This is a genomic window from Mesorhizobium sp. B2-3-5, assembly GCF_006442395.1.
In the GTDB taxonomy this organism is placed as follows: Bacteria; Pseudomonadota; Alphaproteobacteria; order Rhizobiales; family Rhizobiaceae; genus Mesorhizobium.
In genome coordinates this window covers 133,315-147,308 of record NZ_VFVX01000004.1, presented here as the reverse complement: position 1 = coordinate 147,308, position 13,994 = coordinate 133,315, and the positions used below count along the sequence as shown (strand labels likewise).

At 62.5% G+C, this 13,994-nt stretch carries 14 protein-coding genes and 2 tRNA genes; 7 read left to right on the top strand and 9 right to left on the bottom strand.

Features of this window, described 5'->3' with window-relative positions; all coding sequences use genetic code 11:
- The 4 genes from FJ958_RS07135 to FJ958_RS07120 form a co-directional block, all read right to left on the bottom strand.
- Positions 1–1,377, bottom strand: a complete 1,377-nt coding sequence (locus tag FJ958_RS07135) for a TolC family outer membrane protein (RefSeq protein WP_140741050.1) — start codon at positions 1,375–1,377, stop codon at positions 1–3.
- A gap of 180 nt (positions 1,378–1,557) precedes the next feature.
- Positions 1,558–2,226, bottom strand: a complete 669-nt coding sequence (locus FJ958_RS07130) for a protein-L-isoaspartate O-methyltransferase (RefSeq protein WP_140741048.1) — start codon at positions 2,224–2,226, stop codon at positions 1,558–1,560.
- 89 nt (positions 2,227–2,315) lie between these two features.
- Positions 2,316–2,389: transfer RNA gene (locus FJ958_RS07125), tRNA-Cys, on the bottom strand.
- A gap of 502 nt (positions 2,390–2,891) precedes the next feature.
- Positions 2,892–3,152: a hypothetical protein gene (locus FJ958_RS07120; RefSeq protein ID WP_140741046.1), complete on the bottom strand. Its 261-nt coding sequence runs from the start codon at positions 3,150–3,152 to the stop codon at positions 2,892–2,894.
- Positions 3,153–3,371: 219 nt separating this feature from the next.
- Here FJ958_RS07120 and FJ958_RS07115 point away from each other — a divergent pair.
- The 4 genes from FJ958_RS07115 (at position 3,372) to FJ958_RS07100 (ending at position 6,125) form a co-directional block, all read left to right on the top strand.
- Positions 3,372–3,446 (top strand) — tRNA-Asn (locus tag FJ958_RS07115).
- A 155-nt stretch (positions 3,447–3,601) separates the two neighbouring features.
- Positions 3,602–3,895, top strand: a complete 294-nt coding sequence (locus tag FJ958_RS07110) for a hypothetical protein (RefSeq protein WP_140741044.1) — start codon at positions 3,602–3,604, stop codon at positions 3,893–3,895.
- A 116-nt stretch (positions 3,896–4,011) separates the two neighbouring features.
- Complete coding sequence (locus FJ958_RS31535) at positions 4,012–4,311, top strand: hypothetical protein (RefSeq protein ID WP_181176313.1); 300 nt, start codon at positions 4,012–4,014, stop codon at positions 4,309–4,311.
- 1,382 nt (positions 4,312–5,693) lie between these two features.
- Positions 5,694–6,125 carry a cupin domain-containing protein gene (locus FJ958_RS07100; protein ID WP_140741042.1) on the top strand — a complete coding sequence of 144 codons (432 nt, stop codon included), beginning with the start codon at positions 5,694–5,696 and terminating at the stop codon, positions 6,123–6,125.
- 98 nt (positions 6,126–6,223) lie between these two features.
- On the opposite strand, the gene FJ958_RS07095 is transcribed toward FJ958_RS07100, so the two are convergent.
- Together FJ958_RS07095 and FJ958_RS07090 are read right to left on the bottom strand one after the other, a co-directional pair.
- Entirely contained in the window at positions 6,224–6,679 is a 456-nt protein-coding gene (locus tag FJ958_RS07095; protein ID WP_140741040.1) for a carboxymuconolactone decarboxylase family protein, read from the bottom strand.
- 110 nt (positions 6,680–6,789) lie between these two features.
- Positions 6,790–7,221, bottom strand: coding sequence for an SRPBCC domain-containing protein (locus FJ958_RS07090; protein WP_140741038.1), 432 nt, complete (start codon positions 7,219–7,221; stop codon positions 6,790–6,792).
- Positions 7,222–7,421: 200 nt separating this feature from the next.
- Here FJ958_RS07090 and FJ958_RS07085 point away from each other — a divergent pair, with 200 nt between their 5' ends.
- From FJ958_RS07085 to FJ958_RS07075, 3 genes are all read left to right on the top strand, one after another.
- Positions 7,422–8,180, top strand: a complete 759-nt coding sequence (locus FJ958_RS07085) for a copper homeostasis protein CutC (protein WP_181176312.1) — start codon at positions 7,422–7,424, stop codon at positions 8,178–8,180.
- Positions 8,177–8,665: a GNAT family N-acetyltransferase gene (locus tag FJ958_RS07080; RefSeq protein ID WP_140741034.1), complete on the top strand. Its 489-nt coding sequence runs from the start codon at positions 8,177–8,179 to the stop codon at positions 8,663–8,665. Before FJ958_RS07085 ends, FJ958_RS07080 begins: the two co-directional genes overlap by 4 nt.
- 67 nt (positions 8,666–8,732) lie before the next feature.
- Positions 8,733–9,224: an SRPBCC family protein gene (locus FJ958_RS07075; RefSeq protein ID WP_140741033.1), complete on the top strand. Its 492-nt coding sequence runs from the start codon at positions 8,733–8,735 to the stop codon at positions 9,222–9,224.
- 82 nt (positions 9,225–9,306) lie between these two features.
- Here FJ958_RS07075 and FJ958_RS07070 read toward each other — a convergent pair whose 3' ends face one another.
- The 3 genes from FJ958_RS07070 to FJ958_RS07060 form a co-directional block, all read right to left on the bottom strand.
- A complete protein-coding gene (locus FJ958_RS07070) occupies positions 9,307–10,329 on the bottom strand; it encodes an acyltransferase (RefSeq protein ID WP_140741017.1) in 1,023 nt (340 codons plus the stop codon).
- Positions 10,330–10,706: 377 nt separating this feature from the next.
- The gene (locus FJ958_RS07065; RefSeq protein ID WP_140741015.1) at positions 10,707–11,504 is read right to left on the bottom strand and encodes a xanthine dehydrogenase family protein subunit M; all 798 of its coding nucleotides are present in this window, start codon (positions 11,502–11,504) and stop codon (positions 10,707–10,709) included.
- Positions 11,505–11,632: 128 nt separating this feature from the next.
- Positions 11,633–13,981 (bottom strand): xanthine dehydrogenase family protein molybdopterin-binding subunit, encoded by a 2,349-nt coding sequence (locus FJ958_RS07060; protein ID WP_140741013.1) that lies wholly within the window; start codon positions 13,979–13,981, stop codon positions 11,633–11,635.
- Positions 13,982–13,994 lie beyond the last annotated feature (13 nt).

The window sequence follows — 13,994 nt, the reverse complement described above, 5'->3', positions numbered from 1 at the left end:
TTAGCGGCCGTCCGGCGTGCGCAGGCCGATCCACTTGTCCTTGACGGCGTTGTAATGCTCCTCAGGCTTGTACTTGGACACCTGCAGGGCAAGGCGCTCGGCCGACAAACGGCCGATTGCCGACAGGATGGCATAGCTCGCCACGACCACGTCATGTTCGGAATTGGCCTGGTTGATCTTGGCGGTGATGACGGTGGCCTGCGCGTTGAGCACGTCGAGTGTCGTGCGCTGGCCGACATTACGCTCTTCGATGACGCCGTTGAGCGCCAGCTGCGCGGCATCGATCACCTGCCTGTTGGCGGCGACGCTTTGCTGCGCGGCGGTGTACTGCGACCATGCCGAGGCAACGGCCTGGCGCACCTGGTCGCGGCTGACATCAACCTGGATACGTGCTTCGCCGAGCGATTCCTTGTTCTGCCGCACGACCGCCGAGGTCCGCCCGCCCGAATAGATCGGAATGGTCAGCGTCGCGCCAATATTGGCCGACGTCGAATTGCCGTTCGTCCCGATGCTCGGATTGCGGTTCAGATAGTCGTCCGAAATGCCTGCCGAGGCTGAAAGTTGCGGCAACAGTGCGCCCTCTGCCGATTTCACCGAAAACGCAGCCGCGTCGACAAGATGCTGGGTGGCCAGGATGGCCGGATGTTCATTCGATGCGATCCCGATCGCTGCCTCGAGACTTGATGGCAACAGCCTGGATACCGGCGAAGCCGGCTTGAGCTTGCCGGGTTCGTCGCCGACGATCTGGTGGTAGGTCGCGGCGCTTGCCAGGGCTTGTGCGCGAGCGGCGCTGAGCGAAGCCACCGCCGAGGCACGAGAGGCGTCGGCCTGTGCGACATCGGTGCGGGTGCCCTCGCCGACCTCGAAACGCGAGCGCGCGGCGCGCGCCTGCTCGGTCAGGAACTGCAGGTTCTGTTGGGTCAGCACCGCGATTTGCCGGTCGCGAATCACGTTCATATAGGCCGTGGCCGCGTTGAACAGGGTGTTTTCCTCGGTGTTGCGCAGGCTCTCCACCGACGCCTTCACCTGGGATTCGGCGGCCGCCACGTTGTTCCTTGTCTGAAAGCCGTCGAACAGGCTCTGGTTGATCACAATTCCTGCGCTGGCGGACGATGTCTTGCTGGTGGCACCCCTGGCGTGGGTGTTCACATAATTGGCGTCGGCGGAGCCGGTGATGGTCGGGCGCCAGCCGGACTTGGCGATCGCCACGCCCTCGTCGGTGACGCGCACGCCGGCTCGGGAGGCGTTCAGCGAGGAATTGTATTGATAGGCCTTGGCGAGCGCGCCGGAGATGGTTTCGGCCGAGGCGGCCAGCGGAGACAACGCGGTCGCGGAAACCAGGACAGCGGCAAGAAGGGTCTTGGATACAGACGGCACGGTATATCCCTCATTCGTTTTCCATGGGAACCACGCCGCGCCAGCTTCTCCTTTGAGTAGCCGGAGCAGCGTGTTTGATGCTCCCTGTCGCTCGGCCCGAAGTGCCCCCAGTTCGGGACCGGCAACGATTGTTCAAATGCAAGCGACCATGACAAAGCCTTTGCTGCAAGGCCAAATCATTCAGAATTCGAAAGCATGCTCACGTTCGAATCCCGGTAGTGGCTTAATTGCCGCATTAAATGCCCTTCTTCCGGTTACAATCCCCCCAGATTTGAAAAATAGTCGCGCCATGCCGGAATTGCCCTGTCCTTCCACCGCGACGAGGCGACCGCCTTCGGCGAGCTGGTCGAGCAGCGTTGCCGGCACTTTCGCGACGCTGCCGCCGACGAAAATGACATCATAGGGTGCCGTGGCGGCGTGGCCTTGCGCCAGCGGCCCCTGGACCACGGTCACATTGCCGCAGCCAAGCGATGACAGTAACGATTCGGCGGTTTCGGCCAGCGTCGATTCGCTTTCGAGCGCCACGACAGACCTTGCCAGCCGTGACAGGATGGCCGAGGCGTAGCCCGTGCCGCAGCCGACATCGAGCGCCGAATCGGCCGAACTGATCCCGGCCAGTTGCATCAGTTTGGCCAGTGGCGAAGGTTCCATGAGGTAGCGAGCGCCACTGGCGCCGTCCGCGATGCGGATATCCTCATCGATATAGGCGAGATCGCGCTGGGGGCCGCCGACGAAAATCTCGCGCGGCACGACAAGCATGGCTTCCAGCAGCGGTGCGCTGGTGACGTCGGTGGTGCGAACCTGACCGTCGACCATCTTGACCCGACGTTCGGAAAAATCAGCGTTCATGTCCCAACCAATCGCTTGCCGCGCCAAAACCGCGGTTCATTTCGACCGGAACTTCAAGCTCCTGCGCTGGCGCGCGGGAGCCCGGGCATTGGAGGCCTCGCCCGGAATCGAACCGGGGTGCAAGGATTTGCAGTCCTCTGCGTAACCACTCCGCCACGAGGCCTCGTTGCTCCCGGCGTTCCACCCGGTTCCAATAGGTTGCGGCGAAAATGCCGTCAAGCGGCCACCGCGCATTCCGCGCGGTTTCCCTCTGCATCAATCCAACCTCCGCATGCAGCGTCGCGGACCAGTGCGCCCGCGACACACATTAGTATCTCATTATGTATAACAGGCGATCCCGAGAAACTCCAAGACCCCGGCGCCGTTGAGGAATGAGGAGGACCGCCCATGAGACCGGCAAGCCTGAACACCGCGACAGATGCTTGGGGCGGCTTGCCGCGACCGGGATGCGAGGAATTGCTGCGTCACGCCATCGACTGTATCGCGATAGAAGCACCAGCCGGCTTTCGCCACGCGACCGCGAGGGCCTCGCTTCCGCCGCCGCCGTTCTCAAGGAGATTCGCGGGGATCTGGAAAGAACCGCAGGCCGTAGAACCGAACCGCGAAAATCTGCAGGCCGGGCGTAACGCCGACAAGCGCGGCGCGGTCAAAGGCGCGCCTGCCGTTCAATCCGGCCGTCGCCGCCGCTCCCACCAGACGACGAAACGGCGACGATGGCGGCGCATCATGGCGAACTCATAGGAGAGCACCAGCAATCCGAGCGGCACCATCCAGAAGCCCAGGATAGGCAGAAACCCGAGAATGCCGCCGATGGTCAAAAGGACACCGATCGTGATTCTGAGGCCGCGCGAACGCGGCATGGTGAACTCCCGCCCGAAAACCGAGATCTTTCGCGCCGGTACCCGGTTTTCGTCTGCTGCCGTCATCGCCAATGGCTGCCCTCTGGTGATTCGAGAATGCCTGTTTACGAAAGCCGCGACCGCCATTTCGGTTCCGCGCCGGTCGCCAGACGGCTAATATGAGAGCGGACACCGCCGATTGCGAGAAAGCGCCGCGTGAAAAAGTCTCGTAAAAATACGAAATGCTTCTTTGCAAAGCCGAAAAGGGTTTGCTATAGGCTGCGCCACTTGCTGAAGAGCCTCTGTTCCCCGGTAGCTCAGTGGTAGAGCAACCGGCTGTTAACCGGTTGGTCGCTGGTTCGAATCCGGCCCGGGGAGCCAACATTTCCAAGCATTTGAGAGTTTCGGCGCAACAGGCAGGGCTGTCGCCGCTGTTTTCCGGCGGCTTGGCTCGCTGCATCGTGACAGCGCGACCATTGCGGAACTGCGTCACAAGATGCGACTTTGCTGATAGGATGTGCCGCGAGGATGCCGCCATGTCGCTACGCAAGATCGTGCTCTGCGCGGCAGCGATGACGATTGCCGCTACAAGTTTCGCCAGCGCCCGACCGGACACGCGCAAGATGACTTGCGCACAAACCCAGGCACTCATCCAGAGCCAGCATGCAACGGTGCTGACCACCGGGCCAAACACCTACGATCGCTATGTCCGCCAATTCGGCAATGAATGCGACGCTCCTTACGTGCCGATGGTTGCCTATGTTCCGACGAGTGACGGTCAATGCATGGTCTATCGATGCGATGAGCCCTCACCCATGGTTCCGAACTGATCGGCGGATTGCCCGCGGGTGACCCGTACAGAACGTCCGCCGGTCGTTTAGAGGCCTGCTTGCGCGCGCGCTCAAGTTGCGCGAATATGCAACCGGGGATTGGGGAGGCTCCGAAGATGGCGATCTATCTTGTCGAAGAAATGGACATGAACAAAGTCCTGGCCGTGCATCAGGCGCGTGCCATCAGTCCGTTGAAGGCCGCGTCCAAGGCCGTCGGCCGTGACGTCACCTTGCGAACCTGGAAGAGAAGATGGGTTCGTGTCACAGACGAAAATCGTGGAAGAGTTTTTGCATTCAGCTTCGCCGACAAGATGGGGCTGGGTATGGAGGATGACCCTAAACAGCCGGGCGGCACTTCCACCGACATTTGTGCAAACAATTCCATAAGCGTTCTCCCCGGTGGCGCGAGCGCCTGACTTCGCAAGGACTGAAGTCGTCGAGCGCTTTCGAAAGGGTGCTTGCGTGCGCCCTAAATGGCCCCAGCATCCCCGAGGGACTCTTGGGCAAGCAAATGCTTTGGGAGCACTGTCCTCATAAGAGTTGGCACGATCTCCACGACCGGCTCGATAAGTGGCGCGCAGTCTATGGAGATATCGCGGGAGCAATGTGAATTAATCCGGCAGCACCTCGTCGCCAGCGCGACGGCTGAGAAGAACTGCGCGAAAACCCTTGCTCGGTCCGGAATGGTTGCGGTGGATCTCAACTCGCTAGATTTCGAATTGACCGCGCTATCGCCGCCTGATCTCGATCGGCAGAAACCCGTCCAGCGGGGAACTGAGCGGGTAATTGCTCCCGGGAGGATACTTGCACATGGCCGCCGCGAGCACGTCTACAGTGCACGAGGCACAAGCCCGACTTTGACCGGTTGCCATGGGAAGCTGAGTACAGAGCCGCGGAGCCAAGTCCTAGGAGGAAGCCCGCCGGGCGAAGACCCAACCACCTCAAGCCCGGCGAGCCTACAACCTGATCGGAAGTGCGCGATCAGGACCGGGGTCAACCGGCAGCGATTTCGGTGCAAGACGGATGCCGGTGTCTTTGTATCGAAATGAAACAGATATTGATTGGAAAACGCCTCCGCGGTGTTCTTATGCGGGATTGCTAATATTACGCTTCGACTCAGCCGGCAGGCCCTGGCCGGTCAGGCCCGGCGGCCCGTGCTAATTTACCCCAACAGGCTGTCGGGCCGCTATCGGCATCCGATTATTCGAAATGGCCCGCCGCGCGGTGTGCGCGACGGGCCAATGCGCCTGACTAACAACGTGTACGAGGGGGGACACTCCTCAACTGGCGCTCCGTAGCGCAATTTCGCACTACACGTATCAGCCTATACGGGCGGCGCATTGCCCTCATCCATCGATTGGATGACGCGCGCCAATATAGATTAGATAACACTGATGTCGCCGGTGACTCACACCACCGGTGCAGCTCGGCAGCCTCCGCCACACACCCAACCTGACGTCGGTTGCCGAGCTGGCTTTTCAACGTCAGCGCCAGCCCGCGATCGCGCCGCCGCCACCTGCGGTCAAATTCGACAACGGGCTGGAAGCCGAGATTAAAACCGTCAGCGATTGGTGCTTCCAACGGTTGGCGCCTCGGCAATTGCAACGCCATTGGGTCTGGGTTGAGCGGCCTTCGCGTTCGCCCTCAAACGACGAAATTGGGAAAGGGCGAGCAACAAGAGATTGATCGGCAGTCCATCGTAGATGCTTGTCCGCCTGGTTCCAAGCCTCTGCCGAAGGGCAACGCGCTTGCGCGCAAGCGCCCACCGCGCGATGGTGGCAAGGCTTCGGGAGGAATCATGCGGAAAATCTTGATACCGGCACTACTGGTCGCGGCCGCGCTTTATGCAACCGGCGCCCTTGCGCTGGACAGCGGCGGAACCCCGGTGGTTGTCACTCCGCTTGCCTCACGCACGGCAACCGCTTCCGGCCAGCCGATCACGCTGCCGCAGAAGAATGTCCAGGTGCTGGTGTCGACCTACGATATCGCGCCGGGGGCGACCCTGCCGGTGCACCGGCACCCCTTCCCCCGCTACGCCTATGTCGAGGCCGGCACTTTGAAGGTCACCAATGTCGAGACCGGCAACAGCAACACCTACAGGACAGGCGATTTCATCATCGAAATGATCGGCCAGTGGCATCAGGCCACCAATGTCGGCGACGGCCCGGTCAAGCTCCTGGTGATCGATCAGGTCGAGGAAGGCGCCAAGAATACGGAATTGCGTCAGTAGCTATCAAGCCACGCCCGGAAGCGGGAAGGCAAGCGCCACACGCCTTCCCGTGTCCTCATGGGCAGCCGCCCTGCCCCGGGGACGCTTGAACCCGCCCGTCAGCCCCAGGCGCCGACCATCTGTCGTGTGGCCGCGTTCAGCCGGTTGAAGGCATTGATCAGGGCGATCTGGATAACCAAGGCAGCGAGCGCATTTTCGTCATAGTGCCGCGCGGCTTCATCCCAGACATCGTCCGGCACGGCATCGGGGCGGTCGGCGAGCCTCGTTCCGGCCTCGGTCAGGGCGAGTGCCGCGCGTTCGGCATCGGTGAAGTACGGCGTCTCGCGCCATGCCGACAGCGCAAAGATACGCTCGTCCTTCTCCCCGGCCTTCTTCAGTTCGCGCGCATGCATGTCGACGCAGACGGCGCAGTTGTTGATCTGGCTGGCGCGCAGATGGATGAGCTTGCGCGTCACATAGGGCACGTCGGCCGCCTCGGTCGACCTGTCCAGCGCCAGCAGTGCCTGCAGGGCGCCCGGAATGAGCATCACCGGGTTCTTGATTCTCGCTTGCATGATCTTCTCCTTTGAAGTGCTTGGTCAGGACGCGTTTTTCCGACCCGGGCGCAGCGCGTCCAGGCTTGGAATTTGACAGAGATGGTCGGCTGCGCCGGCTGTCGGCTGGGCTATCCGCCCTGCTTGGCGGCCACCTGCTCGAGCCGTTCGAGAATTCGCGGCCAGCCGCTTCCCATGCCGATATAGCCCCGCTCGTCGGCGGGCCGGAATCCCGACTGCTCCATCCGCACCCGCGTCACCGGGCCTTCGGGTGTCAGCGACCACGTAACCACGGTTTTCAACCCGCTGTCCGATTCCGTTCCGTCGCCCCAACTATAGGCCAGCAGCCGCGGCGCCTCGATCTTCAGCACCACGCAATTCGTCACGCCGGACCAGCCCGTCACCGGCGCCGCCCGGAAGGTGAAATGATGTCCCTCTTGCGCAGAAAAGTCATTCTGCATGAGCCATTCGGCGACGAGCGCCGGCACGGTCAATGCGCGCCATATCCTTTCCGCCGAATAGGGAATCAGTCTTTCGACGACGATCGATTTGGTTTCGGTCATGCCTTGCTCCTTTTGTTGTCGTCGCACCGTGCATGGGCAATCAATAACCCGTCAGCTATGGGTTAACTCATAACTCTGCGGTTATAAGACTGTCAAGCAGGGAAATGTCATCTGGTCCAAATGGCGGCGCACCGTTCACGCTTTCGCGCTGCCCGCCCGAGTGCTAGGGCTTTCCACAACATCATGGACTGGATCGCCCCTTGACCGCAGAACCTCGCCCGCCGCTGACCGAAATCTGTGTCGAAGGTATTGATGGCCTGCTCGCCGCGCAAGCTGCCGGCGCCGACCGGGTCGAACTGTGCGCCAGCCTTGTCGAAGGCGGCATCACGCCGAGCCTCGGCACGGTGCGCGCCGCGCTGGACCAGGCAACCGTCCCGTTCCACGTCATGGTGCGGCCGCGCGGCGGCGATTTTCTCTACAGCGAGACCGAGTACCGCTCGATGCTCGCCGATGTCGCCGCGCTGCGTGAGCTCGGCGTGCCCGGCGTGGTGTTCGGCTGCCTCAACGCCGACGGCACCATCGACGAGAAGCGCATGGGCGAACTGACCGAGGCCGCGGGCTCCCTGAACGTCACCTGCCACCGCGCCTTCGACATGACGCGCGATCCCATCGAGGCGCTGGAAGCGCTGATCCGCTGCAAGATCGGCCGCGTGCTGACCAGCGGCCAGCGCGACACGGCGATCGAAGGTTTGGCGTTGTTGGCCGATCTGGTGCGGCAGGCCGGCGACCGCATCATCATCCTGGGCTGCGGCGGGCTCGATCTCGGCAACATCGCCGAGGTGCGCGCAAAGACCGGGCTGGCCGAAATGCATTTCGCCGCCCTCAAGAACGTGCCGAGCGCCATGCGCTACCGCAATCCGAAGGTCGGCATGGGCGGCTCCGATCTCGACCGCGAGTACCGCAACACACTGACCGATACGCCGCTGGTGGCGGCAACGATCGCGGCGGCCAAGGCATGACCGCCTCGATAGACCGCATAGCGCAGGACGACGAAGCGGCCATACTGGCGCTCAACAACGAGCATGCCGCTGAATTGTCATGGCTCGAAGCCGAGCGGCTGTCGTACCTGCTCGGCGAGTCCTTCTATGCGCGCCGCATCGGCGACCTTGAAGCCTTCATCATGACCTTCGACCAGGACGCGAATTACGACAGCCCGAACTTCGTCTGGTTCCGCGAACGCTACGAACGCTTCATCTATGTCGATCGCGTCGTCGTGGCGGCGCATGCAAGGGGCCGCGGCCATGCACGTCGGCTTTATCAGGACCTGTTCGACCATGCCCGGCGCGCCGGCCACGCGCTGGTCACCTGCGAGGTCAACACGGACCCGCCCAACCCCACATCGGATGCCTTCCACGCCGCCCTTGGCTTTGCCGAAGTGGGCGACGCGGTGATCCATGGCGGCAAGAAAGCGGTACGCTATTACGTCAGGCAGATCGTCGCCTGACCTCTGTGGCCCTGGCTACATAAAGAAGCAGTACCTAATATAGCGTTCCCCCATCGGAGGAACCGCGATGCCGAGCAACGTCTTCCGCTTCGACGAAAGCTGGCACATTCCCGAAGGCACGCCGCAGGAGGTCTGGGAGGTGCTGTCGGACGCCGAATTGCTGCCGCTCTGGTGGGGAGATGTCTACAAGGAGGTGGTGCCGCTCGACAGGAAGGGCAAGGCGACCATCGGTTCGCGTGCAAGGGCAAGGGCGCGCGGCGCCCTGCCCTATGAGTTGAACTTCATCATCGAGGCCGCGGAACTTGAACCCGCCCGGCTGGTCGTGGTGAAAACCCTTGGCGATTTCGACGGGCTGTGGCGGGCGGAACTGTCGCCGTCAGACACCGGCACACATGTCCGGTTGACGTGGCAAGTCACGGTCGAGAGGCCGATCCTCAAATTCCTCGCCCCGTTGCTGCGACCGGCGTTCGCCTGGAATCATCGCTGGACCACGCCGCGCGGCGAAGCGGGTCTGCGGCGCTATCTGGTCGAGAAGAAGAAGAAGGGGCGATCCGTTTAGTCTTACCATGAAGGTCGGCCTGCCTCCTGGGCAACCCGCCAGGTCGGTCCAACCCAATCGGACGCTGCTGCGGTTGCCACATTCACCAGTTGCGGTTGAGCCATTCGCGCGCCGGGCGCTCGATGACATAGTAGCTGCAGAGTGCGCAGGCAAAAACGCCGGCCAGCATCGGCCACGGGTTGCCGCCTTGCTCATAGACGAATTTGTAGAACGGCTGCTGCCATAGATAGAGCGAATAAGACCACAGGCCGAGCATCGTCATTGGCAGGCAGGACAGCAATCCGCGGAGGTAGCCAGTGCTGAAATCGAGCGCATTCACGGCCAGGGCCAGGAGCGGCACCGCCAGGAGATAGTGGATCGGCGTTGGCACCGCATCCATGAAAAGAAAGATCGCCGTGGCTGCCGCAAGCGGAGCGACATAGGGCCCCTTCAACACCGCCGGCAGCCTGCCGTCGGCTTTGAGCAGGCAGATCGAGGCCGACAGCAGGATCGATGCGATGTGCACATCGGTTCGCCAGTAAGTGGCCTCGTAGTCCAGCTTGAACGCCCAGTACGAGACCGCGCCATTCGCCATGGCGAGCAGGGCCAGCCCCAGCAGCAACGGGATGACGCGATCGCGGCTGACAACGGTCGCGCTGATCAGGGCCAGGATCACATAGGCGTGCTCCTCCACGCAGAGCGACCAGATATGGTCCAGCGCCCCGGCACGGGTGACGAGAATTCCGGCGTAGTTGTAGGTGAAGGTCAGCGCCGTCAGCGCCGCCTTCCATTTGAAGGCGACGAACGTACCGGAGAGCGCGACCATGGCAGCGATGACGAAGACCAGAAGCGCCGGATAGATGCGCGAGAAACGGCGTTTGAAGAATTTCTTCAGCGGGTAGCGTTCGATGAACAGGATCTCGGCCATCAGCCGGCCGCTGAGGACGAAGAAGAATTCGACGCCCAGCACGCCGAGATTGATTCCGGGAATCGGGAAAAAATGCCCGATCAGCACCAGGGCGATCGAGAGGCCGCGCCAGCCATCGAGATAGGCCAGTCTTGTTCTGGCCGATCTGTCGACGACGGATCGGGACGGAACCATTTGGGTCGCGGAAATTTCGGACATGCCGATCCCTTCGCATTGGCATGCGAAAGGGCACGGCGGTACGCATTCCGAACCCGGCTCGCATTCCCGCCCAACCCATACTGCAGTGCAATATAAATTTGTGCAAGTGCGAGATTGCCGCCGACGCAGTTCCGAGGCAGGCAGGGGTCGGAATTGCTTCCAGCAAAAGGATGGTGCGCTGCAGCCATTCCATCAGCAACTGGGGCAGCTACAGGCCGCCGCATACGCGAAAAAGGGGCCCGCGACGGCCCCTTTCCTGTCTGCAACTGGCAAGCAATTCCAGGAAAAGTGTGAAGCGGTTTTCCGTCAGGAATTGCGTCAAAAACAAGGGATAGAGCGGTTCGGCGTTTCCGTGGAAACGATGAGCCGCTCTAATGTCAGGCATTGGCCGCAGCCACCGCGCGCTTGGCCATGACCGTGATCAGATTGGCGCGGTAGTCGGCGGAAGCGTGCATGTCGCTCATCAGGTTCTTGGCCGGCACGTTGACGCCGTTGAGCGCAGCGGCGTCGAAACTCTTCGCCAGTGCTGCCTCGATCTCCTTCGAGCGGAAGACACCCTCATCGCCGGCGCCGGTGACGGCAACGCTGACGCCGTCCTTGCCCTTGGCCACGAACACGCCGACGATCGCGTAGCGCGAGGCGGGGTTGCGAAACTTTTCATAGGCAGCTTTCGCAGGCGCCGTGAAGGAGACCGCCGTGATGATCTCGCCATCCTTCAAGGCCGTCTCGAACAGCCCCTTGAAGAACTTGTCGGCTGACATCTCGCGCTTGTTGGTGACGATGGTGGCGCCCAGCGCCAGCAGCGCCGCCGGATAGTCGGCCGCCGGATCGTTGTTGGCGATCGAGCCGCCGATCGTGCCCTTGTAGCGTACCGCCGGGTCGCCGATCAGCGACGCCAGATGGGCAAGCGCCGGACAGGCCTTCCGCAGCTTCTCGTCGTTGGAGACGTCATAATGCGTCGTGGCGGCGCCAATGGTGATCGTCTTGCCCGATACTTTGACGCCTTGCAGTTCCTTGATGCGCGACAGATCGACGAGATCGGAAGGCGCCGCGAGCCGCGTCTTCATGGCCGCGATCAAGGTCATGCCGCCCGATAGCAGCTTGGCATCGCCGCTCTTGACCAGCTTCGCGGCATCGGCGACCGAGGCGGCACGGTGGTAATTGACTGCGTACATTAGATTTCTCCCCTGGGGTGAAAAGTGCGTAGCCTGTAGTGAGTAGTGGGTAATGGGTAGTCAGTAGTCAGCTGCCCGTTGGCGAAGGCCTTTCTATTCACTACTCACTACTTCCTACTCACTCCGTTTCAGTGCTTCGCGGCGCGGATCGCGGCCCACACGGTGGACGGCGAAGCCGGCATGGCGATATCGGCGATGCCGACGGCATCGGTGACGGCATTGATAACCGCCGGCGGCGAGCCGATGGCGCCCGCCTCGCCGCAGCCCTTGATGCCGAGCGGATTGCCGGGACATGGGGTATTCGACGTCGAGACCTTGAACGACGGCAGGTCGCCGGCACGCGGCATGGTGTAATCCATGTAGCTCGCCGTCAGCAGCTGTCCGCTGGCGTCGTAATGGGCGCCTTCCAGCAGCGCCTGGCCGATGCCCTGGGCGATGCCGCCATGCACCTGGCCTTCGACGATCATCGGATTGATGATGTTGCCGAAATCGTCGGCGGCCACGAACTGGACGATCTCGGTCGTCCCGGTCTCCGGATCGATCTCGACCTCGCAGATATAGCAGCCCGCCGGGAAGGTGAAGTTCGACGGATCGTAGAACGCCGTCTCCTTCAGCCCCGGCTCCATGCCGGCCGGCAGATTATGGGCGGTATAGGCGGCAAGCGCCATCTGGAACCAAGGCACGTTCTTGTCGGTGCCGGCGACCTTCAGTGCGCCATTCTCGATGACGATGTCGCCCTCGTCGGCCTCAAGCAGGTGGGCGGCGATCTTCTTCGCTTTGGCCTCGACCTTGTCGAGCGCCTTGGCAATCGCCGACATGCCGACCGCGCCCGAACGCGAACCGTAGGTGCCCATGCCCATCTGCACCTTGTCGGTGTCGCCATGGACGATCGAGACGCTGTCGATCGGCACCCCAAGGCGCTGGTTGACGAGTTGTGCGAACGTTGTCTCATGGCCTTGGCCATGGCTGTGCGAACCGGTCAGCACCTCGATCGTGCCGACCGCGTTGACGCGCACCTCGGCCGATTCCCACAGGCCGACGCCGGCGCCGAGCGAGCCGACCGCGGCCGACGGTGCGATACCGCAGGCCTCGATGTAACAGCTCATGCCGATACCGCGCAGCAGCCCTCTCTTGGCCGCGTCGGCCTTGCGCGCGGCAAACCCGGCATAGTCCGAGGCCTCCATCGCCGCGTCGAGCGAGGCGCCATAGTCGCCGGCGTCATAGTTCATGATCACCGGTGTCTGGTGCGGGAAGGAGGTGACGAAGTTCTGCCGTCGCAGTTCGGCGGGAGAGACGCCGAGCTCGCGCGCGGCGGCTTCCATCGTGCGTTCCAGCACATACGTCGCCTCCGGCCGCCCCGCCCCGCGATAGGCGTCGACGGGAGCCGTGTTGGTGTAGACGGCGCGCACATTGGCATGGATGGCCGGGATGTCATACTGGCCCGACAGCAGCGTGGCGTAAAGATAGGTCGGCACGCAGGACGAGAACAGCGACATGTAGGCGCCGAGATTGGCGATCGTGTCGACCTTCAGGCCGGTGATCCTGTTGTTCTTGTCGAAGGCCATTTCCACGGTCGAGACGTGGTCGCGCCCATGCGCGTCGGACAGGAAGCTCTCGGTGCGGTCGGCGACCCATTTGACCGGCACGCCGGTTTTCTTGGAAGCCCACAGGCAGACGATCTCTTCCGGGTAGATGTAGATCTTGGAGCCGAACCCACCGCCAACGTCCGGTGCGATCACGCGCAGCTTGTTTTCCGGCGCGATGTTGTAGAACGCGCTCATCACCAGCCGCGCGACATGCGGGTTCTGCGATGTCGTCCAGCAGGTGTAGTGGTCCTCGGCCTTGTCGTAGTGGCCGAGCGCCGCGCGCGGCTCCATGGCGTTCGGCACCAGCCGGTTGTTGACGATCTTCATGCGGGTGACATGGGCCGCCGCCTTGATCGCCGCGTCGGTCGCCTTGCCGTCGCCGAGCTCCCAGTCGAAGATCAGATTGTTCTCGGCCTCGGCATGAATTTGCGGCGCGCCCTTCTCAAGTGCCTTGGTCGCATCGACGACAGCCTTCAGCTCCTTGTAGGTGATTTCGACGGCCTCGGCCGCGTCGCGCGCCTGGCCCCTGGTTTCCGCCACCACCACCACGACCGCATCGCCGACATAACGGACCTTGTCGACGGCCAGCGGCGACCATGCGCCCATCTTCATCGGCGAGCCATCCTTGGAATGGATCATCCAGCCGCAGATCAGGTTGCCGATGCCGTCGGCCTTCAGCTCCTTGCCGGTCAGGACACCGATGACGCCAGGCATGCCTTGTGCCTTCTTGACGTCGATCTTCTTGATCTGCGCATGCGCGTGCGGGCTGCGCACGAAGGCCGCATGCTTCATGCCGGGAACCACCATGTCGTCGACATAACGGCCGGCGCCGGTGATGAACCTTTTGTCTTCCTTGCGCGCCACGCGAGCGCCAACACCTTCGATGCCCATTGCAGAAATCCTC